General features: G+C 38.1%; 24 protein-coding genes, 17 tRNA genes and 2 rRNA genes. 41 read left to right on the forward strand and 2 right to left on the reverse strand.

From position 1 onward, the window contains the following. The 30 genes from A2U94_RS06955 to A2U94_RS07100 form a co-directional block, all read left to right on the forward strand. A 23S ribosomal RNA gene (locus tag A2U94_RS06955) occupies positions 1–1,486 on the forward strand; the annotation flags it as partial. A 103-nt stretch (positions 1,487–1,589) separates the two neighbouring features. Next, positions 1,590–1,705 (forward strand): 5S ribosomal RNA (rrf, locus tag A2U94_RS06960). A gap of 10 nt (positions 1,706–1,715) precedes the next feature. Then, a tRNA-Asn gene (locus tag A2U94_RS06965) sits at positions 1,716–1,790 on the forward strand. Positions 1,791–1,793: 3 nt separating this feature from the next. After that, a tRNA-Ser gene (locus tag A2U94_RS06970) sits at positions 1,794–1,885 on the forward strand. 14 nt (positions 1,886–1,899) lie between these two features. Further along, positions 1,900–1,974 (forward strand) — tRNA-Glu (locus A2U94_RS06975). Between the two features lie 18 nt (positions 1,975–1,992). Further along, positions 1,993–2,068 (forward strand) — tRNA-Val (locus tag A2U94_RS06980). 16 nt (positions 2,069–2,084) lie between these two features. Then, positions 2,085–2,161, forward strand: a tRNA-Met gene (locus A2U94_RS06985). A 4-nt stretch (positions 2,162–2,165) separates the two neighbouring features. Beyond that, positions 2,166–2,241: transfer RNA gene (locus A2U94_RS06990), tRNA-Asp, on the forward strand. A gap of 9 nt (positions 2,242–2,250) precedes the next feature. Next, positions 2,251–2,326, forward strand: a tRNA-Phe gene (locus tag A2U94_RS06995). 14 nt (positions 2,327–2,340) lie between these two features. Then, positions 2,341–2,416 (forward strand) — tRNA-Thr (locus A2U94_RS07000). Positions 2,417–2,425: 9 nt separating this feature from the next. After that, positions 2,426–2,509, forward strand: a tRNA-Tyr gene (locus tag A2U94_RS07005). A 6-nt stretch (positions 2,510–2,515) separates the two neighbouring features. After that, positions 2,516–2,589: transfer RNA gene (locus A2U94_RS07010), tRNA-Trp, on the forward strand. Positions 2,590–2,598: 9 nt separating this feature from the next. Next, a tRNA-His gene (locus A2U94_RS07015) sits at positions 2,599–2,674 on the forward strand. A gap of 7 nt (positions 2,675–2,681) precedes the next feature. Further along, positions 2,682–2,756 (forward strand) — tRNA-Gln (locus A2U94_RS07020). A gap of 8 nt (positions 2,757–2,764) precedes the next feature. Next, positions 2,765–2,839: transfer RNA gene (locus A2U94_RS07025), tRNA-Gly, on the forward strand. A 15-nt stretch (positions 2,840–2,854) separates the two neighbouring features. Beyond that, positions 2,855–2,928 (forward strand) — tRNA-Cys (locus A2U94_RS07030). An 18-nt stretch (positions 2,929–2,946) separates the two neighbouring features. Further along, positions 2,947–3,035, forward strand: a tRNA-Leu gene (locus A2U94_RS07035). Between the two features lie 28 nt (positions 3,036–3,063). Then, positions 3,064–3,145, forward strand: a tRNA-Leu gene (locus tag A2U94_RS07040). Positions 3,146–3,276: 131 nt separating this feature from the next. After that, positions 3,277–3,690 (forward strand): phage integrase N-terminal SAM-like domain-containing protein, encoded by a 414-nt coding sequence (locus tag A2U94_RS07045; protein ID WP_025911186.1) that lies wholly within the window; start codon positions 3,277–3,279, stop codon positions 3,688–3,690. Positions 3,691–3,877: 187 nt separating this feature from the next. Further along, a complete protein-coding gene (locus tag A2U94_RS07050) occupies positions 3,878–4,231 on the forward strand; it encodes a hypothetical protein (RefSeq protein WP_152545199.1) in 354 nt (117 codons plus the stop codon). Continuing rightward, positions 4,215–4,466 (forward strand): hypothetical protein, encoded by a 252-nt coding sequence (locus tag A2U94_RS07055; RefSeq protein ID WP_025911188.1) that lies wholly within the window; start codon positions 4,215–4,217, stop codon positions 4,464–4,466. Before A2U94_RS07050 ends, A2U94_RS07055 begins: the two co-directional genes overlap by 17 nt. Positions 4,467–4,564: 98 nt before the next feature. Continuing rightward, on the forward strand, positions 4,565–4,801 hold the full coding sequence (locus tag A2U94_RS07060; protein WP_025911189.1) for a hypothetical protein: 237 nt from the start codon (positions 4,565–4,567) through the stop codon (positions 4,799–4,801). 13 nt (positions 4,802–4,814) lie between these two features. Continuing rightward, entirely contained in the window at positions 4,815–5,189 is a 375-nt protein-coding gene (locus tag A2U94_RS07065; protein WP_025911191.1) for a UCP019853 family protein, read from the forward strand. A 13-nt stretch (positions 5,190–5,202) separates the two neighbouring features. Then, entirely contained in the window at positions 5,203–5,406 is a 204-nt protein-coding gene (locus A2U94_RS07070; protein ID WP_025911192.1) for a hypothetical protein, read from the forward strand. Between the two features lie 413 nt (positions 5,407–5,819). Further along, entirely contained in the window at positions 5,820–6,668 is an 849-nt protein-coding gene (locus A2U94_RS07075) for an HNH endonuclease (protein ID WP_025911195.1), read from the forward strand. A gap of 20 nt (positions 6,669–6,688) precedes the next feature. Further along, positions 6,689–7,138: an SMI1/KNR4 family protein gene (locus A2U94_RS07080; RefSeq protein WP_035321231.1), complete on the forward strand. Its 450-nt coding sequence runs from the start codon at positions 6,689–6,691 to the stop codon at positions 7,136–7,138. A gap of 273 nt (positions 7,139–7,411) precedes the next feature. After that, positions 7,412–7,714 carry a hypothetical protein gene (locus A2U94_RS07085; protein ID WP_152545200.1) on the forward strand — a complete coding sequence of 101 codons (303 nt, stop codon included), beginning with the start codon at positions 7,412–7,414 and terminating at the stop codon, positions 7,712–7,714. Positions 7,715–7,728: 14 nt separating this feature from the next. Beyond that, on the forward strand, positions 7,729–8,055 hold the full coding sequence (locus tag A2U94_RS07090; protein ID WP_025911199.1) for an Imm8 family immunity protein: 327 nt from the start codon (positions 7,729–7,731) through the stop codon (positions 8,053–8,055). 499 nt (positions 8,056–8,554) lie between these two features. Continuing rightward, positions 8,555–10,483: a fructose-1,6-bisphosphatase gene (locus A2U94_RS07095; RefSeq protein ID WP_025908454.1), complete on the forward strand. Its 1,929-nt coding sequence runs from the start codon at positions 8,555–8,557 to the stop codon at positions 10,481–10,483. Between the two features lie 152 nt (positions 10,484–10,635). Continuing rightward, positions 10,636–10,709, forward strand: a tRNA-Gly gene (locus tag A2U94_RS07100). Between the two features lie 122 nt (positions 10,710–10,831). Here A2U94_RS07100 and A2U94_RS07105 read toward each other — a convergent pair. Further along, positions 10,832–11,497, reverse strand: a complete 666-nt coding sequence (locus A2U94_RS07105) for a B3/B4 domain-containing protein (RefSeq protein ID WP_025908455.1) — start codon at positions 11,495–11,497, stop codon at positions 10,832–10,834. Between the two features lie 109 nt (positions 11,498–11,606). Here A2U94_RS07105 and queG point away from each other — a divergent pair, with 109 nt between their 5' ends. The 11 genes from queG (at position 11,607) to A2U94_RS07160 (ending at position 22,119) form a co-directional block, all read left to right on the forward strand. Further along, entirely contained in the window at positions 11,607–12,743 is a 1,137-nt protein-coding gene (gene queG / locus A2U94_RS07110; protein WP_025908456.1) for a tRNA epoxyqueuosine(34) reductase QueG, read from the forward strand. Between the two features lie 75 nt (positions 12,744–12,818). Then, on the forward strand, positions 12,819–13,709 hold the full coding sequence (locus tag A2U94_RS07115; protein ID WP_025908457.1) for an amidase domain-containing protein: 891 nt from the start codon (positions 12,819–12,821) through the stop codon (positions 13,707–13,709). 58 nt (positions 13,710–13,767) lie between these two features. After that, positions 13,768–14,268 carry a tRNA (uridine(34)/cytosine(34)/5-carboxymethylaminomethyluridine(34)-2'-O)-methyltransferase TrmL gene (gene trmL, locus A2U94_RS07120; RefSeq protein WP_090752733.1) on the forward strand — a complete coding sequence of 167 codons (501 nt, stop codon included), beginning with the start codon at positions 13,768–13,770 and terminating at the stop codon, positions 14,266–14,268. A 334-nt stretch (positions 14,269–14,602) separates the two neighbouring features. Further along, the gene (locus A2U94_RS07125; protein ID WP_025908459.1) at positions 14,603–16,498 is read left to right on the forward strand and encodes a PrkA family serine protein kinase; all 1,896 of its coding nucleotides are present in this window, start codon (positions 14,603–14,605) and stop codon (positions 16,496–16,498) included. Between the two features lie 226 nt (positions 16,499–16,724). Next, the gene (gene yhbH, locus A2U94_RS07130) at positions 16,725–17,903 is read left to right on the forward strand and encodes a sporulation protein YhbH (protein WP_025908460.1); all 1,179 of its coding nucleotides are present in this window, start codon (positions 16,725–16,727) and stop codon (positions 17,901–17,903) included. A 120-nt stretch (positions 17,904–18,023) separates the two neighbouring features. Continuing rightward, a complete protein-coding gene (locus A2U94_RS07135; RefSeq protein ID WP_025908461.1) occupies positions 18,024–18,467 on the forward strand; it encodes a MarR family winged helix-turn-helix transcriptional regulator in 444 nt (147 codons plus the stop codon). An 8-nt stretch (positions 18,468–18,475) separates the two neighbouring features. Beyond that, positions 18,476–19,033 carry a TVP38/TMEM64 family protein gene (locus A2U94_RS07140; protein ID WP_025908462.1) on the forward strand — a complete coding sequence of 186 codons (558 nt, stop codon included), beginning with the start codon at positions 18,476–18,478 and terminating at the stop codon, positions 19,031–19,033. Between the two features lie 17 nt (positions 19,034–19,050). Continuing rightward, positions 19,051–19,899, forward strand: coding sequence for an archaetidylserine decarboxylase (gene asd, locus A2U94_RS07145; RefSeq protein ID WP_025908463.1), 849 nt, complete (start codon positions 19,051–19,053; stop codon positions 19,897–19,899). 92 nt (positions 19,900–19,991) lie between these two features. Continuing rightward, positions 19,992–21,020 (forward strand): spore germination protein, encoded by a 1,029-nt coding sequence (locus A2U94_RS07150; RefSeq protein WP_025908464.1) that lies wholly within the window; start codon positions 19,992–19,994, stop codon positions 21,018–21,020. A gap of 23 nt (positions 21,021–21,043) precedes the next feature. Beyond that, the gene (locus A2U94_RS07155) at positions 21,044–21,289 is read left to right on the forward strand and encodes a hypothetical protein (protein WP_025908465.1); all 246 of its coding nucleotides are present in this window, start codon (positions 21,044–21,046) and stop codon (positions 21,287–21,289) included. A 386-nt stretch (positions 21,290–21,675) separates the two neighbouring features. Next, positions 21,676–22,119 (forward strand): VanZ family protein, encoded by a 444-nt coding sequence (locus tag A2U94_RS07160; RefSeq protein ID WP_025908466.1) that lies wholly within the window; start codon positions 21,676–21,678, stop codon positions 22,117–22,119. Positions 22,120–22,157: 38 nt separating this feature from the next. On the opposite strand, the gene thiC is transcribed toward A2U94_RS07160, so the two are convergent. Then, on the reverse strand, positions 22,158–23,924 hold the full coding sequence (thiC, locus tag A2U94_RS07165; protein WP_025908467.1) for a phosphomethylpyrimidine synthase ThiC: 1,767 nt from the start codon (positions 23,922–23,924) through the stop codon (positions 22,158–22,160). Between the last annotated feature and the right edge of the window lie 59 nt (positions 23,925–23,983).

Here is a 23,983-nt window from a genome sequence, read left to right on the forward strand (position 1 = left end):
CCTCCCCGCCGTTTGAGTAATGGGGGGACGCAGGAGGATAGAGTAAGCGCGCTGCTGGATATGCGCGTTCAAGCAGTTAGGCTGATGAGTAGGCAAATCCGCTCATCATAAGGCTGAGCTGTGATGACGAGGGAAATATAGTACCGAAGTTCTTGATTCCACACTGCCAAGAAAAGCCTCTAGCGAGGCGGGAGGTGCCCGTACCGCAAACCGACACAGGTAGGCGAGGAGAGAATCCTAAGGTGATCGAGAGAACTCTCGTTAAGGAACTCGGCAAAATGACCCCGTAACTTCGGGAGAAGGGGTGCTCTGGTAGGGTGTATAGCCCGAGAGAGCCGCAGTGAATAGGCCCAGGCGACTGTTTAGCAAAAACACAGGTCTCTGCGAAGCCGCAAGGCGAAGTATAGGGGCTGACGCCTGCCCGGTGCTGGAAGGTTAAGAGGAGGGGTTATCCTTTGGGAGAAGCTCTGAATCGAAGCCCCAGTAAACGGCGGCCGTAACTATAACGGTCCTAAGGTAGCGAAATTCCTTGTCGGGTAAGTTCCGACCCGCACGAAAGGCGTAACGATCTGGGCACTGTCTCAACGAGAGACTCGGTGAAATTATAGTACCTGTGAAGATGCAGGTTACCCGCGACAGGACGGAAAGACCCCGTGGAGCTTTACTGTAGCCTGATATTGAATTTTGGTACAGCTTGTACAGGATAGGTAGGAGCCTGAGAAGCCGGAGCGCTAGCTTCGGTGGAGGCGTCGGTGGGATACTACCCTGGTTGTATTGAAATTCTAACCCGCAGCCCTGATCGGGCTGGGAGACAGTGTCAGGTGGGCAGTTTGACTGGGGCGGTCGCCTCCTAAAGAGTAACGGAGGCGCCCAAAGGTTCCCTCAGAATGGTTGGAAATCATTCGTAGAGTGTAAAGGCACAAGGGAGCTTGACTGCGAGACCTACAAGTCGAGCAGGGACGAAAGTCGGGCTTAGTGATCCGGTGGTTCCGCATGGAAGGGCCATCGCTCAACGGATAAAAGCTACCCCGGGGATAACAGGCTTATCTCCCCCAAGAGTCCACATCGACGGGGAGGTTTGGCACCTCGATGTCGGCTCATCGCATCCTGGGGCTGTAGTCGGTCCCAAGGGTTGGGCTGTTCGCCCATTAAAGCGGTACGCGAGCTGGGTTCAGAACGTCGTGAGACAGTTCGGTCCCTATCCGTCGTGGGCGTAGGAAATTTGAGAGGAGCTGTCCTTAGTACGAGAGGACCGGGATGGACACACCGCTGGTGTACCAGTTGTCTTGCCAAAGGCATCGCTGGGTAGCTATGTGTGGACGGGATAAGTGCTGAAAGCATCTAAGCATGAAGCCCCCCTCAAGATGAGATTTCCCATAGCGCAAGCTAGTAAGATCCCTGAAAGATGATCAGGTTGATAGGTCAGAGGTGGAAGCACGGCGACGTGTGTAGCTGACTGATACTAATCGATCGAGGACTTAACCAAAATGATAGTACACGAAGTATTCAGCGAAAAATGTTATCTAGTTTTGAGAGAACAAGATAAAAAAGTCTTGCTTTTTTTAAAAGAAGTTGTATAATATAATATGTCTGGTGGCGATAGCAGAGAGGTCACACCCGTTCCCATGCCGAACACGGAAGTTAAGTTCTCTAGCGCCGATGGTAGTTGGGACTTTGTCCCTGTGAGAGTAGGACGTTGCCAGGCTTTATAAGATTCCACAGTAGCTCAGTGGTAGAGCAATCGGCTGTTAACCGATCGGTCGTAGGTTCGAGTCCTACCTGTGGAGCCATTTGGAGAGCTGTCCGAGTGGCCGAAGGAGCACGATTGGAAATCGTGTAGGCGGTTAACGCTGTCTCAAGGGTTCAAATCCCTTGCTCTCCGCCATTTATTTCTTAAATGGCCCGTTGGTCAAGTGGTTAAGACACCGCCCTTTCACGGCGGTAACACGGGTTCGAATCCCGTACGGGTCACCATAATTCTTATACATAGTTGGAGGATTAGCTCAGCTGGGAGAGCACCTGCCTTACAAGCAGGGGGTCGGCGGTTCGATCCCGTCATCCTCCACCATTTATATTCTTATCATCGCGGGGTGGAGCAGTCTGGTAGCTCGTCGGGCTCATAACCCGAAGGTCGCAGGTTCAAATCCTGTCCCCGCAACCAAAGTGGTCCCGTGGTGTAGCGGTTAACATGCCTGCCTGTCACGCAGGAGATCGCGGGTTCGATTCCCGTCGGGACCGCCATTATAAGAAGGCTCGGTAGCTCAGTTGGTAGAGCAAAGGACTGAAAATCCTTGTGTCGGCGGTTCGATTCCGTCCCGAGCCACCATCTTATGAAAACACGCCGGTGTAGCTCAACTGGTAGAGCAACTGACTTGTAATCAGTAGGTTGGGGGTTCAAGTCCTCTTGCCGGCACCATGTTTTTCTGGAGGGGTAGCGAAGTGGCTAAACGCGGCGGACTGTAAATCCGCTCCTTCGGGTTCGGCAGTTCGAATCTGCCCCCCTCCACCATCTTATAGGGGTATAGTTTAAAGGTAGAACTACGGTCTCCAAAACCGTCAGTGTGGGTTCGATTCCTACTACCCCTGCCAATTAATACGGCGATTGTGGCGAAGTGGTTAACGCATCGGATTGTGGTTCCGACATTCGTGGGTTCGATTCCCATCAGTCGCCCCATTTTTATTGGGCTATAGCCAAGCGGTAAGGCAACGGACTTTGACTCCGTCATGCGTTGGTTCGAATCCAGCTAGCCCAGCCATACAATATGCGGAAGTAGTTCAGTGGTAGAACACCACCTTGCCAAGGTGGGGGTCGCGAGTTCGAACCTCGTCTTCCGCTCCATATTTTGAATAAAGTGGCGGCATAGCCAAGTGGTAAGGCAGAGGTCTGCAAAACCTTTATCACCGGTTCAAATCCGGTTGCCGCCTCCATTATTCACAATAAGTCCTGCCGGGGTGGTGGAATTGGCAGACACACAGGACTTAAAATCCTGCGGTAGGTGACTACCGTGCCGGTTCAAGTCCGGCCCTCGGCACCATTTATATTATTTCTGCCTTTTTTATTTTGCCAGTGTGGCGGAATTGGCAGACGCGCACGACTCAAAATCGTGTTCCTTCGGGAGTGTCGGTTCGACCCCGACCACTGGTACTTTAGCTTTACTTGAATCTTATAATGACAAGACTTCAACGAATACGTTGAAGTCTTTTTTTGTGTTTTTCTTAACACGACAAAAATAAACCAAAATCGTGTGCACCGAATCGTGTGTATAGGAGGTTTTTATGAGTAGACGTGGAGAGTTAAATGAAAAAGAGTTAAACATTATTAAAAAGAAAGTAAACGATGAAGAAGCATTTGAAAAGTTCTTTAGAGACTGTTATCTAAGAAATTTAAGACCTGCTACTGTCAAATATTATAAGAACGAATTTCAAGCGTTTAGAAGGCGTATCGATAAAGAACTTGTGGAATGTAATTACAAAGATATTGAAGACTTTATTCTAATGAGTAAACAATCTATTAAGATTACCACTATTAATACTCGATTGCGTGCACTTTGTTCATTTTATAATTTTTTGTTTAAAAATAAGCTTATTGATAAGAACCCCATGAAAAATATTAAATTGCTGAGAGATAGGCAAAAAAATATTGAGACTTTAGACAATAAGGAAATAGAGTTATTATCGGTAAAAAAATAGAGCAATTGCTTGGACAAGCGCTGTAAGAAAAGGGTATACAAAGTTACTAAAGGCACCTGTTCCACAACTATTCCCACAGCTTCTCCCACTTGGACCGTCTTTACCACAAAAAACAATGGAACAAGCTCTTAAAGATGCAAAACTTTCGTTTGTAAAGTTTATGAAAAACAGTAAAGACGTAAAAGAAGTGGATGGTGTAGAGAAAGCAAAAAAAGTGTCACATACAGACCAACTTTCCAAAACAAAGGATGCCAAAGCCGTTCATAAAGTAAATACTTCAAATATTACAATTAAAGATGGAAAACTGAAAAATCTAGATAATGTTGAAACTGTTAAGTCTATTGATGTATTTGATGAAGTTGAAGGGAAAATTAATGGAAAGTATCATCTTTATGACAACGGGCAGATTATTTTCGAACATCCTGCAAAAAATGGAAATGTTATTTATAAAGAAGTTCGAAAGGTTCCTAATGATCGCGTGGGTGAAGCAAAAGAGCTTGATTCTATGTTTTCAGGTACAAAACTTGAGATATTATATTAATCCAAAAAGCTTGGGTAAAAAAGCAGTTCTTGGTTTCACCAAAAAAATCTCTACAAAAGCAGCTAAAAAAGAAATTGGCAAGGTTACGAAAAAAACCTATAAAAATTTGCAGTCTGATGCTGAAACAAAACAATGGAAGTATGAAGATGGTAAGCCGATACGACCAAATGCGAAGAAAGTAGAGAACGTTAAACAGGAGAAAGCCACTCATGACAAATCCGTCCCTAAAAAATAGATTCACCTTCAGATTTTGCTGATAGAGAAAAGTTAGAGGGGCATTTTGAAAAACATGATGGTGAATTTGAAGGAATTTATAGTAATGTAGACGAATACTTGGAAGGCGCAAGATTTGTAATTGAGAATGGGATTAAAGTCAAATACAACTATAGAGGGGAAATTAGAACCGGGTATATTCAGAATATAGGAAGTAGTAGAAAAGGATTTGCAAAATTTGAGTTTGTTGGCACTAATAATAATGGTCAAATCACTACATATCATACTCAAAGTGGTAAAAAGTTTTGGAAAACTATTAACGGTAAGAATGTTCCGGTCATTAACCCTGCAGAGTAAAGGAGCTAATTAAATGAAATATTTCGCTAAAGTGAAGAAATTAGATGAACATTTGGAAGAAGAGGTTACTTTAGATATAGACGGTGTAGTATTTACAGCATTTATCGATATTTGTCCGTATGAAATTAAGGAAGGTCAAGATTATCCAGTAAATATAAGTTTTACAATTTTCAATGATTTACATATTCGTTTAATTGAAAATAGAGTCAAAGAGTTGGAGAGAATTCAGGAATCATATAGGTATCTAATTCGAGGAATTGTTCGCGAAGGTTTTGTTGATGCTGGTCTGCGCGTGGTAGATGAAGAGGGTTACCTTGATGATTATCCAGAGATAATTGGTGAATACGCGGAGATTAAAGTAGATCGAATCGGTGTGGAATTTTTATAATGCACATTAGTGGATGACACTCAATATAGAAACTGAAAAAATCCTATATAAAGGTAAAGCTTATTCTGTGTCTGCTGCTAATAAAGCTAAGGAAGATTTTTCTGGTAAAAATAACAATTCAACAAAAGGATGGAAGTTTTGGAAGTATATAACTGACTCCGGAGAAGAAAGATTTATGGATGACTATAGAAGAAACAAAGCCCCTGCTACTTTATAATTAAAGAGGCAAGGCTTTGTTTTTTTAAAGTAGTTATTGGAGAATAAATACAATATTAGAATCCATCATTTGAATAAACTAAATTGATATAAACAACAAACTTTCATAATAATCCACCATGTATATATTGTAGGGACTGATGAGAATTCATTGTAGTTATATAATTGTTCTACACGTAATGCTTTACATCCAAAAGTTGTTCAAAATTGGATGGCTCATACTTATGAAACAGTAAAAAATGGTGTTTTAGCTTGGAGTATTACGGTACAAAAAGAATATAGTAAAGTTGAGAATAAGATATTACCGAGAGCGCACCCCCCCTTTAATGAATAACAATTTGTCTCTTGCACAAAAAAGAATGCAAGCAGCATTTCAAGACGTGAAATATATAGTTGGAAGAGGAAAGCAAGCTATTGAAAGTATATATGCTGCTGTTGATCCCAATATTCACCCAAGAGTATAGGAGTGCTAAGGCTGTAACAAGTACTTCAGATTCGAGCAAATCATCTCATCACAAGCACAAGAAACCAGATAAAAAGCCATCTGTCTGGAAGCAGATAACAACAGGAGCATGGGACGGAGCTAAAGGTGCTAGTGCGGTTGTCAAGGGTGGGTTGAAGCAAGCTGCAAAATCAGAAGCAGCAGCTGCTGTGAAGAAAGCTACTGTGAATGGAACAAAACATACCAAAACAAAACATACCAAAACAAAAGTACAAGCAGGTTACCAATCTCTTACTCAACAGCACTTAAACTATGAAGTGGCTGGTATTGAAAAAGTTAACATTCCTGATTTCCAACATGTAGAAACACCGGATACTAAAAATCAATTGTATCAGGCTGCACCATATACATACACAAATCTTCATACTGGGGAAGAAAAGACAGTTAGTCTTCGTATGGGACATAAAAAGAATCATGTTCATCCAATAACAGGTGTTCCTTACGATAGCGATGGTTTTCCAATTTTTGATTTTAAATTTCAAACTCATATTGATCCATCATTTTATTTGAAAAATGATACAGCTCAATTTAAGGAAGCTGCTAGACTACTATATGAGGAAACAAAAAAAGATCCAGTACTCGCTAGTAAATTCACAGAAAGAGAAATACAAATGTTTGGAAAAGGTATAAAACCTAAAGGTTATACCTGGCATCATCATCAAGACGAAGGTAAAATGCAATTAGTAGATGAGTTTATTCATAGTAAGACTGGTCATACAGGCGGAAGGCATATCTGGGGCGGCGGTAAAGAATACCGATAATAATTAGGAGGAGAAAATTAATGGATATAGAGTGGTTATTTTGTTCAGAACAAGAAGCTACATTGAAAGATGTACTTGAAGTAGAGAAGAAATTTGGTATTAAGTTTCCAATTGATTACATAGATTGTATTTTAGAAAACCATGAAGGTTATCCCTCTCTAAATGCGTTTGATTATGGAAAAGTAAAGGGCGCAGCATTTAACCATCTATTGAGCTTTAATCAACAAGAGATAGATTATCTGGTTCAAGTGCGTGAGAATATCGAAGATAGATTGATAGATAAAGTATATCCTTTCGCTGATACACCAGGTGGTGATTATCTTTGTTTTGACTATCGAACAAATGAAGCAAACCCATCTATTGTTTATTGGGATCATGAGTTGGCGTATGAAGACCCCGAAGAAGGGGTGTTCTTTGTAGCAAATACGTTTACCCAATTATTAAGTAAATTATATAGTGAGGAAGAATAATAAAAGGGGCCCAAGTTAATGCTTGAGGCTCCTTTTATTACTTCATATAAATTAACCGCGGATTTAGCTAGCGATTTGATTATCTGTATCTTTAAGAACATTTACATAATCATCTAAGAGTTTAGCAACTTTAGTAAGAAGGTTAGACATTTCTACTAAAATACCATTCAAAATCTTAGATTGCTAGATGAATTAGTAAAGGCTTATTTCTTTAATCAATAGGATAATACTAAACCTAAAAGTAAATGGTGGCACGAAGGTTATGTGGAAGACATGAGTTCGTACGATATACTGAATGGAGCAAAAAAATCTCCAAAAGGTTTATCGACATTAGGTAGTGCTACTCGAGAAAATGCAATAAATGCTGGAAAGGGTTGGGTAGGACCAGGTGCTCGAGAGATTATAGTAGATGGGAAAGTAATTGGTTATGGTACAAAAGATCGTGCTTTTAGAATACAATTTAAGCCAAAGGAAAATATGTGGAGAGCAAACTTTCAAGATAATAGTTTTGTAACCACTGTAGGTGGAAAGAAAACTGTTCAAATAAAGAATGTTCACGTAGACATTACTGATTAAGGAGTTGTATAGGAATGCTTGTCATTAAAGCCCTTACTAATATTCATGAAGATTGGGGAGAATCATTCGAAGATTTCTGTATTTATTATCAATTAGACGTTGGCTTAGAAGGTGTTGAGGGAGCTTCAGATATGTTTTCTTTTGAAGTTATAAGTCCTGCAAGACTCAACAACGTAATTGAAGATATCGAAATTGGTCGTGGATATTTAATAATGAAAGATTATGATCAAAATAAAGTAGAACAAACAGTGAAAAGACTAGTAGAAATGAGCAGAGAAGAAGATTTAGATGATGCTTTAAAAAATTTATCTAAATATTTTAGATGGGATATGGATAATTAAATTATAAAAAGAGTGTCTAATTGGATAGTAATTTAGTTAGAAGGCTCTCTTACTTTTTCAATAATTAAATGTGTGTATTTGTGTACTCTAATTGGGCTACTTATTTATTACTAACTAAAAAACTATAGTTAATTGAATAAATTAATTAAGTGAACACATATTTTTTTACGCAAATTTTACGCATAATTTTACAAAACCTTATTAAATCAATACTTTGACCGCCATTTCAACCCCGACCACCGGTATTAGTTTTACATAAAAGAACGTAATGTTAAGACTTCAACAGAGATGTTGAGGTCTTTTTTGTGTTTAGTCTTTTCAAAGCAACTGATTAAGTTTGAATTAAATAAAAATTGTAAATTAGTTAACAAAATGTAATTGATCTCTCTAGAAGTCGAGTGTGAAGAGGTGTACAATAAGTACTAAAGATGAAAGACTCACGCAGTAAGCTTCTGTAAACGCTGAGGTGATAAGTTAGTTTGAAAGGGGATACATAGTTTTGAACGTAAATTATTTAGATCTACTGGCTAAGAAGTATGACACAGAAGAGAAAGTGGTAACGGAAATTATTAACTTAGAAGCAATTCTAAATTTGCCAAAAGGAACAGAACACTTTGTAAGTGATTTACACGGCGAGTATCAGGCCTTTCAACACGTATTACGGAATGGGTCGGGAAACGTAAAAGAAAAGATTAAAGATCTGTTTAAGGATACATTATCTCAACAAGAAATTAATGAATTTGCGACGCTTGTTTATTATCCAGAAGAGAAGCTGAAGATTATTAAAGCAAACTTTACTCGCAAACAAGAACTACGTGATTGGTATACGACAATGATTAATCGCATGCTTGATTTAGTTTTGTATGCATCATCGAAGTATACACGTTCAAAGGTGCGTAAAGCACTCCCTGAGCAGTTTGCTTATATTATTGAAGAGCTTTTATATAAGACAGATGAATTTACAAATAAAGAGCATTACTATCATAAAATTGTGCAGCAAATCATTTCATTAGGACAAGCTGATAAACTTATATCAGGACTGGCTTATACCATTCAGCGGTTGGTTGTCGATCATTTGCATGTCGTTGGAGATATTTATGATCGTGGTCCAGAACCTGATAAGATCATGGAAACTCTTATTAACTATCATTCCGTCGATATTCAGTGGGGAAACCATGACGTTCTTTGGATTGGAGCTTTTGCAGGTTCGAAAGTATGCTTAGCTAATATTGTTCGTATTTGTGCACGTTATAATAACTTAAATATTATTGAAGATGCGTATGGTATTAACTTACGACCACTTCTAAACCTAGCAGAAAAATATTATGATGATAATCCTGCATTCCGTCCAAAAGAAAATGTAGGTTCGCAACTATCTGAGCATGAACGTTTACAGATTACAAAAATTCATCAAGCTATTGCGATGATTCAGTTTAAGCTTGAAATGCCAATTATTAAAAGACGTCCGTATTTCAATATGTCAGAACGACTTTTGCTTGAGAAAGTTAATTATGAAACAAATGAAATTACACTTGGAGATAAAACGTATCCTATTGAAAATGGATGCTTTGCAACGGTAAACCCTGAAAATCCACAAGAGCTCTTAGAAGAAGAGGAGCAGGTTATTGAGAAATTATTGTTTTCAGTTCAACATTCTGAAAAGCTAGCAAGACATATGAACTTTCTTATGAATAAAGGAAATCTCTATTTGAAATACAATGGGAACTTACTCATCCATGGATGTATTCCTTTAGATGAAGAAGGAAATATGGAAAAGATGGTGATTGAAGGCAAGTTTTATTCAGGTCGTCAACTGTTAGATGTGTTTGAGCAGTATTTGCGTTCGGCTTTTGCAGGCCCGGATAAAACGGATGATTTAGCAACTGACATGGTCTGGTATTTATGGACGGGCGAATATTCATCTCTATTTGGAAAACGAGCGATGACGACGTTTGAGCGCTATTTCATTAAAGATAAAGCAACGCATAAAGAAAAGAAAAATCCATATTATTACCTTCGTGAAAAAGAGGATATGTGCCGTCGAATATTAGCTGATTTTGGATTAAATCCAGATCATGGTCATATCATTAATGGTCACACGCCTGTTAAAGAGATAGAAGGTGAAAACCCTGTTAAAGCAAACGGTAGAATGATTGTCATTGATGGCGGGTTTTCAAAAGCATATCAATCACAAACCGGAATTGCAGGATATACGTTATTGTCTAATTCTTATGGCATGCAGTTAGTTGCTCATAAGCACTTTAACTCCAAAAAAGATATCTTATTGGACGAAGCTGATGTACTATCCGTTAAGCGACTAGTTGATAAAGAATTGGAACGAAAAATGGTAAAAGAAACAAATGTAGGTGAACAGATATTAGAAGAAATTTCAGTTTTAAAAGCTTTAAAAGATTATCGATATAGCTAAGAAATAGGCTTTGCAAGGTAACTTGTAAAGCCTATTTGTTTATGAAAACTTAATAGTTCGTTAATATTTTCACATAAATTTAACAGAAGGGTTGCAATTTATGTCGAAAGATACTATAATGAATGTTGTTAAGAGATAGCACAACTTCATTTGCGGGTGTAGTTTAATGGTAAAACCTCAGCCTTCCAAGCTGATGTCGTGGGTTCGATTCCCATCACCCGCTCCATACATATTGTGATCACAACGCAGTATCTTGTTTACCAAAAACAAGGTGTTGCGTTTTTTATATTTTTAGGGTTATAGTGAATAAAAAAGACGTTTATCTAAATTAGATAAACGTCTTTGTGGTTAGTTGATAAGCGAATACGAAGCTTCTCCACCATGAATTTGTGTAAACATGGTGCTGAGAGATTCAGTTAGTTTTAAGGAGCTTTCAGTAGATAGAGAAGGTTTTAAGAAGATTATCTGAAGTGCTTCAGATGTCTGTTCAGAAACTGGAGCTCGGTTGGAGTCAACATAAGGACTTCCAAAAGGACCTTGTTCATCTGCTAATACAAGCTTATTGTATAGAGACACTTCTCGACCATTAATTGCAAGGTAACTTTCATCTTCATTCCCAAGTCGTAACGAAATGTCTCCATTTAAACAGCTTTTATCGTAAATGCCTAAAGGAACTTCGTACTGAAGGGAAAAGAAGTTATTTAAGTCTACAGCTGAATTAATTGTGGGTAAGTACGTTTGTTTTTGAATTCGACGAAATAATGCTTCAATGGATGGACGATATTTGCTTGGATCGGTTCCAAACTCCTTAAATATGCATCTCCACTCCTTGATTCCTTCAAAAGAAGTGATGGTTCTATCTTGTAAATCAAAATAAATGGATTCTTGAAAGAGTCGTAACCTTCCTTTTAACATTTGTGGAGCTTCGCTTACTTCGATATTTCGATAATGAATAATGCCTAGTTTAATATCATTATTTTTTTCTTTAATTTCTGGTGAAATGATAACGTTCATATAAAATACCACCTTTTCATTAGTGAGTTATGTATAGAGTAGAATTGTTCCAGTGAAAATGATAGTAAAAGCAATTCTACGCATTGAATTTTAAAGGAGAATAGCATAAATGGATTTTCAACAGTTAAAAAAAGAAGTGATTGCCTATAGTAAAGAAATAGGTATTGATAAAATTGGTTTTGCTAGTGCGTCAACGTTTGAGACGTTAAAAGATCGTTTATTAAGACAACAAGAATTAGGCTACGCTTCAGGGTTTGAAGAACCAGATATTGAGAAGCGTACGAATCCAACGCTTTTGGTTCCAAAAGCGAAGTCAATCATTGCTATTGCTCTTGCATACCCTTCTAAAATGCCTAATGCACCAAGAAGTACAAAGGAAGACCGAAGAGGCATTTTTTGTCGTGCTTCTTGGGGACAAGATTATCATACCATTTTACGAGACAGGCTCCAAAAACTTGAATCGTTCTTAAAAGAAAAAGTTCAAGGTGTTGAAGTGAAATCTATGGTAGACACGGGCGAGCTCTCTGATCGAGCCGTTGCCGAGCGAGCTGGGATTGGCTGGAGTGGAAAGAATTGCGCGATTATTACGCCGGAGTTTGGTTCATACGTATATTTAGGTGAAATCGTCACGAATATTCCATTTGAACCGGATCAACCAATTGAAGACCAGTGCGGTACTTGTAATAAATGTGTTGAAGTATGCCCAACAGGTGCATTAGTTACAGGCGGACAGCTTAATTCTCAGCGTTGTATTGCATTTTTAACACAAACAAAAGGTTTTTTGGTAGATGAGTTTCGAGATAAAATTGGCAACCGCTTATACGGCTGCGATACGTGCCAAACGGTATGTCCTGAGAATAAAGGTAAAGACTTTCACTTTCATCCTGAAATGGAACCAGATCCTGAGATTGCAAAGCCGAAGTTAAAGCCGTTATTAACAATGAGCAATCGTGAGTTTAAAGAAAAATATGGCCATGTATCTGGTTCTTGGCGTGGAAAAAAACCAATTCAACGTAATGCAATTATTGCACTTGCTCATTTTAAGGATGAAACAGCTATACCTGATTTAATTAAAGTAATGAAAGAAGATGTACGTCCTGTAATACGAGGAACAGCAGCTTGGGCCTTAGGGAAAATTGGAAACGATGAGGTGCTACCTATACTGGAACAATTAAAAGAAAAAGAGCAGGATGAGGAAGCCAAGCAAGAGTTTGAAAAGGGAATTGCGCTGTTAGTAAAGTCATAGAAGATGAAATTGTTGTGTTAAAAGGTAAGCTGTTCATCATAGCGTATAGTAAAAGCAGAGAAATGTGGTGAACAGATGCTAGCAAAGAAAAATGTCCTATATACATTGATGAAAGCCAAAGCAAATAGCTACGTGAATCAAGTAATCAGCGAGGACTTTAAGCCGTTTATCGAACAGGAATACGAGCTTAAGCAGTCTTTACTGAGAAAGAGAAAAGTAGAGGTTGTGAAGTGTACGGTTAAAGGAGCTATTCATGACGTTCAAAATGAAAATGAAGAGACAAAGGTTACTTATCAAATACACAAACGATTTTTATGTAAACAAGATGATTTATTTTACGTAGAAGAAGAGGTAGAAGAGCGGTGCGCATTGTTTTATAAAGATACGCTAATTCATGATAAATTGCTTCCTATTCATATAGATGAAATAGATGACTTAGAATTTAGTATGGATGATAAGGAAGAAATAGCTGATCGAAATGGGTACTATGACCGTCTAGCAGCGGTACAGTATGCAGAAACATATTGGAATACGCCTAATCCAGCTTATAAATACTTTGAGGTGAACTGTACGAATTACATCTCTCAGTGTTTACGAGCAGGAAAAGCCCCTATGAGAGGTCAACCTAATCGAAGTAAAGGCTGGTGGCTAAGTAAAGATAATTGGAGCTATAGCTGGGCGGTGGCGCACTCGATGCACAGTTATCTCCAAAACTCAAAACAAGGGCTGCGAGCCATTAAAAAAAGCTCAGTTAAAGAGTTAACAATGGGTGATGTTATTTGCTATGATTTTGAAGGAGACGGCAGATGGAACCACACGACAATCGTTGTGGCAAAAGATGCAGACGGGATGCCTTTAGTTAATGCTAATACGTATAATAGCCGCATGCGCTATTGGGCTTATGAAGATTCGACAGCTTATACGCCAAATATGAAGTATGCGTTTTTCCATATTACCGATCAATAAATATCCCTTTTGTTTTGAAAAGTTAATGGTATAATGATGAATAGATTTGTATTTAGAGGTGACTATTTTGGGACTACATGTTGTTTTATATCAACCAGAAATTCCAGCTAACACTGGTAATATTGCGAGAACTTGTGCAGCAACGAACACAACTTTACACTTAGTTCGTCCATTAGGCTTCTCGACGGATGATAAAATGTTAAAGCGCGCCGGCTTAGATTATTGGGATTATGTTGAGGTTATCTATCATGATTCGTTAGAAGAAATTTTTGAAAAGTATCCAGAAGCAGCATTTTACTTCATCACTAAATTCGGAAAGAAGCCGCATTCATCCTTTGACTATAGCAATGTAGAAGATGATCACTTCTTTGTGTTTGGTCGCGAAACAAGTGGATTACCTGATGAAATCATTGAAGCGAATATGGATAGATGCTTGCGTTTACCAATGACGAAAAACGTTCGGTCTTTAAACTTATCAAACACGGCAGCTATTTTAATTTATGAAGCGCTGCGACAGCAAGAGTACGGCGACTTATTAAGAGAAAATCCCCTTGATTAAGGGGATTTTCTTTTTTTTTACAAGGATGACTGTTCTATGTAGGTTCATTCTATTTGCGCTTTACCCCAGGCTTGTCATTATACCCAGCCGTAAAAATTGCTGATAAAAAAGCAAGTGATACGCCTAAAACCAATAGTAACCTCATGGATAGAGCCTCCTTTATTTTTCTGTCATGCTCCTCCTAATTATTATAGCTAATTCAGGGCACGCTGTGAATCTTTAATGTAGACAAAATTCTGAATTTCTTAATTTAAAAAGCATGTTCAAACATTTTACTGCATAGATTGTATTAATCTTGTTCACTAGCACCAGAACTAGTAGGGGAGGTCCTTTAATGGATATATTAAAGAAAATTGAAAAATACCGTGAAGCAGAGAATCGACTTAAATGGGAAGGTACATTTGAAGAATATTTAAAACTAATTAAAGATGAGCCTTTAATTGCTCAGCCAGCGCATTCAAGGGTCTACAATATGATTAAAGATGCAGGAATTGAAGATGTCAATGGGAAAAAGCAATATAAATTCTTCAGTGAACAAATGTTTGGTCTAGAAGAATCGCTTGAAAGGCTGGTTGAAGAATACTTCCATCCTGCAGCGAAACGATTAGATGTCCGGAAGCGTATTTTATTACTTATGGGACCAGTTAGTGGAGGGAAATCAACGCTTGTTACCATGCTAAAAAGAGGATTAGAAGCGTATTCTTTAACAGATCGTGGTGCTGTCTATGCAATCAAAGGATGCCCAATGCATGAAGATCCACTTCATTTAATTCCACACCATCTGCGTCGAGATTTCTATGAAGAGTATGGCATTCGAGTTGAAGGAAACTTATCGCCTTTAAATACAATGAGATTAGAGGAAGAGTATGGCGGCAGAATTGAAGACGTTATTGTCGAAAGAATCTTCTTCTCTGAAGATAAACGTACGGGGATTGGTACATTCAGTCCATCTGATCCAAAATCTCAGGACATTGCTGACTTAACAGGAAGCATTGACTTTTCAACCATTGCTGAATACGGATCAGAATCAGATCCACGAGCATATCGATTTGACGGAGAGCTAAATAAAGCGAACCGAGGAATGATGGAGTTCCAGGAGATGTTAAAGTGTGATGAGAAGTTCTTATGGCATTTATTATCTCTTACCCAAGAAGGGAATTTTAAAGCAGGACGATTTGCTTTAATTAGTGCAGATGAATTAATCGTCGCACATACAAATGAAACGGAGTATCGCTCCTTTATTTCGAATAAGAAAAATGAAGCCTTGCATTCACGTATTATCGTCATGCCGGTTCCATATAACTTAAAGGTTAGTGAAGAAGAGAAAATCTATGAAAAAATGATTCGAGAAAGCGACGTATCGGATGTGCATATCGCACCACATACGCTGCGCATTGCTTCCATCTTTACAACGCTAACAAGATTAAAAGAGCCTAAAAAAGGCGATATTGATCTATTAAAGAAAATGAGGCTATATGATGGCCAATCTGTTGAAGGTTACAACGATGCAGATGTGGAAGAGTTGAAGAAAGAACATTCGGATGAAGGTATGAGTGGAATCGATCCACGTTATGTAATTAACCGTATTTCATCAACTATCATTCGAAAAGATATTAAATCAATTAATGCGTTAGATGTATTGCGTTCACTAAAAGAGGGGTTAGATCAGCATGCATCTATTTCAGCAGAAGACCGTGAGCGCTATCTAAACTACATTTCATTAGCACGTAAAGAATATGATGAAATCGCGAAAAAAGAAGTTCAAAAAGCATTCGTATATTCATATGAAGAATCAGCGAAGACGCTGATGGAGAACTACCTCGATAACGTTGAGGCATATTGCAATAAAAACAAGCTGCGCGATCCGTTAACAGGGGAAGAAATGAATCCAGATGAAAAGCTAATGCGCTCAATTGAAGAGCAAATTGGCATTTCAGAAAATGCGAAGAAAGCGTTCCGTGAAGAAATCTTAATCCGTATTTCTGCGTATGCTCGTAAAGGGAAACGCTTTGACTATAATTCGCACGAGCGTTTACGTGAAGCTATTCAGAAAAAATTATTTGCGGACTTAAAAGATGTAGTGAAAATTACCACATCAACGAAGACACCAGACGAACAGCAGCTGAAAAAAGTAAATGAGGTAGTTGCTCGCTTAATTGATGAGCATGGCTATAATTCCGTTTCAGCGAACGAACTTTTACGCTATGTAGGAAGCTTATTGAATCGATAAAGAATGATAAAAAACATGGCACCGCTGATATGTGCCATGTTTTCTTTATCTTTTATATTAGCAAAATAGGCATTTATCTCATTCACAGTAGATGCTTTTTCATATGATAGTGTACAGCCGGACTTTTTAAAAGTCGAAGCTAAATTAATTAGCAAGTATACCATTTTGAGACATAGGATAGAATAACCAACCTTTCAAAAGCAGCTTGAACAAGGAGGGGAAATACGTGGGTAAAGAGATTGATAAGAGTTTTGCGATTTCCAAGGAAGACTGGTCCCTCCACCGTAAGGGTCATGACGATCAGAAGCGACACCAAGAAAAAATCCAAGAAGCGATAAAGAATAACTTACCGGATTTAATTACAGAAGAAAACATTGTCATGTCAAATGGGAGAGACGTTGTTAAGATTCCAATTCGTTCATTAGATGAGTACAGAATTCGCTACAATTATGATAAGAATAAACATGTTGGTCAAGGTGATGGGGAAAGTAAGGTAGGAGATGTGGTAGCCAGAGATGGATCTGGCGGTGATGGAAAAAAAGGTGCTGGCAAAGGTCAAGGTGCAGGTGATCAAGCTGGAGAAGATTACTTTGAAGCAGAAGTATCGCTCATGGAGCTACAAGAAGCACTGTTTGCACAGCTTGAACTTCCGAATTTACAGCGAAAAGAATCTGATAACATTGTTGTTGAACACATCGAATTTAATGATATTCGACGTACTGGCTTGATGGGGAACATTGATAAAAAGCGCACGATGATGTCTGCGTACAAGAGAAATGCAATGACTGGTAAGCCTGCATTTCACCCAATTTTCCCTGAAGATTTAAAATTTAAGACGTGGAATGAAGTAACAAAACCTGAATCAAAAGCAGTTGTGCTTGCGATGATGGATACAAGTGGGTCTATGGGGATTTGGGAAAAGTATATGGCGAGAAGTTTTTTCTTTTGGATGACTCGCTTTTTACGAACAAAGTATGAAACTGTCGAAATTGAATTTATTGCCCATCATACAGAAGCCAAAGTTGTTTCAGAAGAAGACTTTTTCTCTAAGGGAGAAAGCGGTGGAACTATTTGTTCATCAGCTTACCGTAAAGCACTTGAATTGATTAATAAAAAGTACGATCCTAGCCGTTATAATATTTATCCATTTCACTTTTCAGATGGCGACAATTTGACATCCGACAACGCAAGGTGTGTTAAGCTTGTAAACGAACTAATGAAGGTTTCTAATATGTTTGGATATGGAGAAGTAAATCAATACAATCGTCATTCGACTTTAATGTCTGCATATAAGAATATTCAGGATGAACAGTTCCGCCATTTTATTCTTAAGCAAAAAGCAGATGTATTTCATGCGATGAAAAGCTTTTTTAGAAAAGAGCCAGAAGGAACAAAATATGCATAAGGTATCACTTAAGAAGCCACTTCTATACAAGAAGGGGCTTCTTGTAGTTGACAGCTATTCGTCTCCGTTATATAGTTTATGTAGTTAAACTATTTAAGTATATAAACTAGGAGTGTCTAAATGGAACAAGCTGATAATATAAAAAAAGCTATTTCTATATTTAATAAAGTAAACGATTATTTAATGAAGACGTACTTTTCTTCGTTAATTAATGATATTACGCCAAAGCAATTTAATGTGCTGAGGTCAGTTTATGATATGCAACCTGTAAACGTGCAGACGATTGCGAAAAAATATAATTTGTCAATGAGCTCTGTTAGTCAGCTTATTACTAAATTAGAAAAAGAAAGTTATTTGCATCGAGAACTTAATCCTGAAAATCGTCGGGAAATCCTTTTAACGCTTGGTCCTAAAGGGCAGGAATACTTTGATGAATATGAGCGAATTGATCAATTTATTATAGAGCGCTACTATTCCCATTTATCTATGGAAGAAACACAGCAGCTAAAAGAAATTGCTAACAAGCTTTATCGAGTTGTAACAGGAGAGAACAGTGACAAATGAATGCGGATATCCAAGAAATTACGGTTCAGCTATTCGAAAGCTATGATAGTATTGCATTTATACTAAGTATTTTGTTGAATGTGCTCATTAGTATTGCTGGTGTTTTACCAAGCGTATTTTTAACAGCTGCTAATTTGGTTGTTTTTGGTTTTTGGGAAGGAATGGTTATTTCGTTTATTGGAGAATCAGTTGGAGCAGTTGTTTCGTTTTGGCTCTACCGAAAAGGTTTTCGAAAGTTAACTGCTCATAAGCAGTTGTCTTCTCCTAAAATTCAACAGCTTTTACATGCACGGGGAAAAGAAGCATTTCTACTTATTCTTTCTTTGAGACTATTACCTTTTGTCCCTTCAGGACTTGTTACATTTATTGCGGCTATTGGAAAGACTTCTTTAGGGATTTTTATTTTAGCAAGCTCAATTGGAAAGCTTCCTTCAATTCTTATTGAAGGCTATTCTGTTTACCAAGTCATGAATTGGACAAGCACTGGGAAGGTATTGGTTTCTTTCATAGGCTGCGTACTTATCATACTTGTAGTTCGAAAACTTTATACACGGTCTGCCATATGAAAGGAATGTTATAGGAAATGATTAATCAAATAGCAAAGCAAATCATTGAAATATTACCACAAAATGCGATTTCACGTGGAGTAGGGGTGTTAGGACGCTCAAGCATTAGCAGATATATCATCAAGCCATATAGCAAAATTTATAAAATTAATCTAGATGAAATGGAACAATCTTTAGACTCTTATCCTAATTTCACTTCATTTTTCACGAGAAAGCTAAAAGCAGAAGCCCGAGAAGTCGTAGCCGATCCATATACTCTTTCCAGTCCAGTAGATGGAAAAGTAGCAGAATATGGCGATATTAAGGAAGGAACTCTTATTCAAGCAAAAGGGATTGATTATCGAGTAGAGCAGCTGATTGGGTGTACGAAAGAAGAAGCTGAAAGGTTTGACGGTGGAACTTTTTTAACCATTTATTTAAGCCCTAGCGATTATCACCGCATTCATATGCCGCTTTCAGGAGCGGTCACAAAAGCAACATATTTACCAGGACGTTTGTTCCCGGTTAATCGTATCGGAGTCGAGCATGTTCCTGGGCTATTCACAAAAAACGAGCGATTGATCACATATGTGGATACGCAAGCTGGAACAATAGCGCTTGTTAAAGTAGGCGCATTTATTGTTGGAAGTGTCCAGGTACCCTACGGAAATCATACGACTAATGTAAAGAATGGAAAATATTATACGACATCTGTTAACGATACCTTTTATGAAAAAGGAGAAGAAGTGGGGTTATTTGAGTTTGGCTCAACGGTAGTCCTTTTGTTCGAAAGAGATAAGGTAAAGCTAACGAATACATTGGAACGTGGAACAAAATTAAAATATGGGGAACCGATTGGAACGTATAAGTCAGGAGATTTGGGATAAACACCAAATCTTCTTTTTTATGTTTAAATTACATAATATTTACAAATTTAGAAACACTGAAAGTATAACTATTTAGAATTGAGGTGGATTTGATGCTGATTAAACGTTATCCCAAAAAGAAAAAACAAAAGCAAGCAAGCGTACCAAAGCAAGATCCAGCATCTATCAACATCCCGCTCAAACTAACAATTGAAGAAAATAAAAAGTATATTCAAGAGTACTTAGACTATACAAGTGATTTAGGTGAGCGCTGGCTAACTTTTAATGGTAAAAAAGCGCTTTTAATATATTTTATACCGCTCATGGATTCGGTGAAATTAAACGAACATGTAATTAAATTAATGCTTCTTGAAAAGGAAGGAGACCCAAAAGAGGTTATTCAAATCGGTTCCGTTAACGAATCTCAAGATTTGCATGAAATCATTACGTTGCTCTGTAGCGGAGGAGCTATTTTATTTCTTGAAGATACACCCATTTTATATGTAATTGATGCTACGCTTCCTGCATCTAGGGAAGTTAGCCAAGCAATCGATGAAAAAGTTGTGCGCGGTTCTCATGAAGGGTTTGTTGAAAATCTAGATAAAAACATAAACTTAATGCGTCAGCGTTTTTTAGATGGAAGCTTAATCGTTAAATACCTTGAAGTCGGTACAATTTCGCGCACGAGAGTAGCTGTTTTATACCTTAAAGGAATTTCAAATCCAGAATACTATGAAGAAGTATTTCGACGATTAGAATCAATTGACGTGGACGCTGTGGAAAGCGGGAGTATTATTGAAGAAGCTCTTGAAAATTCACCGTTTTCACCTTTTCCACAGCCGCTTAATACAGAAAGACCGGACCGCGTGATGGGGAATTTATTAGAAGGAAGAATTGCGATTATGACAGCTGGAAACTCATCCACAATTGTTGCGCCTTCTTGCTTTTTTACATTCTATCAATCACCAGAAGATTATAATACGCGCTCTTTGTACGGCTCTTTCTTTCGATTGTTGAGAATCTTTAGTTTTTTTGTGGCAATCAGTCTACCAGCATTATATATTGCTACGATTTCATTTCACTATGAGCTTATCCCTGTTGATTTAATTTTAACGGTGAAAAGCAATCACTCGTACCAGTAGAGACTCTTCAAACGATTTGTACATTGTTATTTGATGAAGGAAAAGGGTTAGCTCTACTTTATGCAAAATTTAATAAGGAAAACATGTCTGTAGAAATAAAGGGAATTGCGTTATTTAATGGGGAAAAATTTTCGGGAATAACGTTAAAAGATGAGGAAGCAAAAGCATTATTATTATCAAATAAAAAGAACAAATATATGACGATGACAGATAAGGTAAAGATGAATGGAAAAAAGACTATGCTCAAATCGATATTAAACCAGATGTAACTGTTGAAGTGATTCATCGAGGAATCATTAATTAATTACAAGAGGTTGAGACATAAGTGCTTCAAACAATGATATACCCCAACTATCACAAGTTAACTGCTTTTGATAGCTTGGGTATTTTTTTGTTGGTTCAAAAACAAATTCAAAAAACTAGCGTAAGGGAACGAACTTGTGCTTACAACCTAGCTATTATAACAAAGTAATGATTCGCCTTTGAGAAGGAATCATTTCATTGTGTCCCAGTCTCTTTTATTTTTAAAGTTTGGTATCCAGAAAAAGAGGTAACGTGATAGGATAAAGTAAGCTGAATGTTTCATAAATACATAGCATGTACAATATGATAGAAGTAAAAGCAGACGGTAAGGACAGAGAAGGTGTGGAAAAACATGACGGATAATACAAAGAAAAAAGTAAAACAAGGATTGCTTTTCTTGTTTATTATATATGGTGTGACACTTATTTACGTCACGCTCATTAAAGAAAACGAGCAAGTATATGGGCAAGCCATGAACTTAAGCTTATTTAGTACAATTAAGCTCATGTGGGCCAGTGGAAATCTTGAGCTAGCATTCGTGAACGTAATAGGGAATATTGTAATGTTTGCTCCAATTGGAATGTTTATACCGCTTTTTATGAAATCATTTGACGGATTTATTCAAGTGGTTGTCACAGGGTTCTTAATCAGTTTCACTGTTGAGATTTTACAATATGAGTTAACAGAGCGAGTTTTTGATATTGATGATATTCTGCTAAATTCAATTGGAACACTGGTCGGATGGATTTTAGTTAAGCTGCTCTTTTTCTTTAAAAGACTTATTTTAAAACGATAGACACCGAGATAAGTAGTTGCTTACCTCGGTGCTTTTTATTAAGAATAAAGTTTAGATCCTTTTTCAATAAATTCCTGTGATTTTTCTTTCATGCCTTGTTTAGCGAAATCAACGAGCTGTTTTTCATCCGCTAGTTGTCTAATATCATGAGAAATTCTCATTGAACAGAACTTAGGTCCACACATGGAACAAAAGTGAGCGGTTTTAGCACCTTCTGCTGGTAGTGTTTCATCATGGTATTCTCGAGCTCGGTCAGGATCTAACGATAAATTAAATTGGTCATGCCATCTAAACTCAAATCGAGCTTTTGAAAGTGCGTTATCACGAATTTGGGCACCTGGGTGACCTTTTGCAAGATCAGCAGCATGAGCAGCAATTTTATAGGTAATTACACCTTCGCGAACATCTTCTTTATTCGGGAGGCCTAAATGTTCTTTTGGGGTTACATAACAAAGCATTGCTGTACCAAACCACCCAATCATTGCAGCTCCAATACCAGACGTAATGTGGTCATAGCCCGGTGCTATATCAGTTGTTAGTGGTCCCAGGGTATAGAATGGTGCTTCGTGGCAAACTTCCATTTGTCGGTCAACGTTCTCTTTAATCAGATGCATTGGCACATGTCCAGGACCCTCAATCATTACTTGAACATCATGCTTCCATGCAATTGTTGTTAATTCGCCAAGCGTATCAAGCTCTGCAAATTGAGCTTCGTCGTTCGCATCAGCAATTGAACCAGGGCGCAGGCCATCTCCCAGTGAGATTGAGATATCATATTGCTTACAAATTTCGCAAATCTCTTCAAAGTGTGTATACAAAAAGTTTTCTTGGTGATGTGCTAAGCACCATTGAGCCAAAATGGAACCACCCCGTGAGACAATACCGGTTGTTCGCGTAGCAGTTAGTGGAATATAGCGCAACAGTACGCCTGCATGAATTGTAAAGTAATCAACCCCTTGTTCTGCTTGTTCAATGAGTGTATCACGATAAACCTCCCAAGATAGGTCTTCTGCTATACCATTAACTTTCTCTAAAGCTTGATAGATTGGGACAGTGCCAACAGGAACGGGTGAATTTCGAATAATCCATTCGCGCGTCTTATGAATGTCTTTACCAGTTGAAAGATCCATAATTGTATCTGCTCCCCACCTTGTAGCCCACGTCATCTTTTCAACTTCATCTTCAATTGATGAATGAACAGCAGAGTTTCCGATATTTGCATTAATTTTCACGTGAAACTTTGTTCCAATAATCATTGGTTCAACTTCTGGGTGGTTAATATTGCAGGGAATGATTGCACGCCCTGCTGCAACTTCTTCACGAATCGTTTCTGCACTCATTTGCTCACGAATTGCGATAAATTCCATTTCAGGCGTGATAATTCCTTTTTTTGCATAATGCATTTGGGTGACGTTTCTGTCATCCTTTGCTTTTTGTGGTGAATAATTAATAAGGGGAAAGCTTTTCGTTTCGTTCCGTTGATCGCCTTCTTTATAGCCGTTATCTCTTGCTTGAACGGTACGGCCAGCATAGGAAAAAGTATCGTTTCGTTCTGCAATCCATGGTTTGCGTAAAGGTGGCAGTCCTTTTTCTAAATCTACACTATAGGCTGGATCGGTGTATACGCCGCTTGTATCGTAAACGCGAACGGGGGTGTTTTGCTCTTCACCGCGGTCGTTTACAGTGGGGGAAAGGTGGATTTCGCGCATCGGTACTTGAATATCACTTCGAGTCCCTTGCACGTATACTTTTTTACTGTTTGGAAACGGCTGTTGCATTGAAATGATTACTTGTTCTTTAGACATACTTATTCCTCCATTATGCTAGTAGATTTTGAGAAAATAAGCTATACCGAACAAAAAAA

The organism is Bacillus sp. VT 712 (assembly GCF_001614195.1).
Classification (GTDB): Bacteria; Bacillota; Bacilli; order Bacillales; family Bacillaceae_H; genus Priestia; species Priestia flexa.

What these genes read in the sequence shown, in the direction of transcription:
- A2U94_RS07045 (WP_025911186.1), top strand. Translation starts at nt 3,277, where the DNA reads ATGAGTAGACGTGGAGAGTTAAATGAAAAAGAGTTAAACATTATTAAA.
- A2U94_RS07160 (WP_025908466.1), top strand. Translation starts at nt 21,676, where the DNA reads ATGACGGATAATACAAAGAAAAAAGTAAAACAAGGATTGCTTTTCTTG.
- A2U94_RS07105 (WP_025908455.1), bottom strand. Translation starts at nt 11,497, where the DNA reads ATGAACGTTATCATTTCACCAGAAATTAAAGAAAAAAATAATGATATT.
- A2U94_RS07115 (WP_025908457.1), top strand. Translation starts at nt 12,819, where the DNA reads ATGCTAGCAAAGAAAAATGTCCTATATACATTGATGAAAGCCAAAGCA.
- A2U94_RS07135 (WP_025908461.1), top strand. Translation starts at nt 18,024, where the DNA reads ATGGAACAAGCTGATAATATAAAAAAAGCTATTTCTATATTTAATAAA.
- A2U94_RS07085 (WP_152545200.1), top strand. Translation starts at nt 7,412, where the DNA reads ATGAGTTCGTACGATATACTGAATGGAGCAAAAAAATCTCCAAAAGGT.
- thiC (WP_025908467.1), bottom strand. Translation starts at nt 23,924, where the DNA reads ATGTCTAAAGAACAAGTAATCATTTCAATGCAACAGCCGTTTCCAAAC.
- A2U94_RS07080 (WP_035321231.1), top strand. Translation starts at nt 6,689, where the DNA reads ATGGATATAGAGTGGTTATTTTGTTCAGAACAAGAAGCTACATTGAAA.
- A2U94_RS07065 (WP_025911191.1), top strand. Translation starts at nt 4,815, where the DNA reads ATGAAATATTTCGCTAAAGTGAAGAAATTAGATGAACATTTGGAAGAA.
- A2U94_RS07150 (WP_025908464.1), top strand. Translation starts at nt 19,992, where the DNA reads ATGCTGATTAAACGTTATCCCAAAAAGAAAAAACAAAAGCAAGCAAGC.
- A2U94_RS07125 (WP_025908459.1), top strand. Translation starts at nt 14,603, where the DNA reads ATGGATATATTAAAGAAAATTGAAAAATACCGTGAAGCAGAGAATCGA.
- A2U94_RS07070 (WP_025911192.1), top strand. Translation starts at nt 5,203, where the DNA reads ATGACACTCAATATAGAAACTGAAAAAATCCTATATAAAGGTAAAGCT.
- queG (WP_025908456.1), top strand. Translation starts at nt 11,607, where the DNA reads ATGGATTTTCAACAGTTAAAAAAAGAAGTGATTGCCTATAGTAAAGAA.
- A2U94_RS07090 (WP_025911199.1), top strand. Translation starts at nt 7,729, where the DNA reads ATGCTTGTCATTAAAGCCCTTACTAATATTCATGAAGATTGGGGAGAA.
- asd (WP_025908463.1), top strand. Translation starts at nt 19,051, where the DNA reads ATGATTAATCAAATAGCAAAGCAAATCATTGAAATATTACCACAAAAT.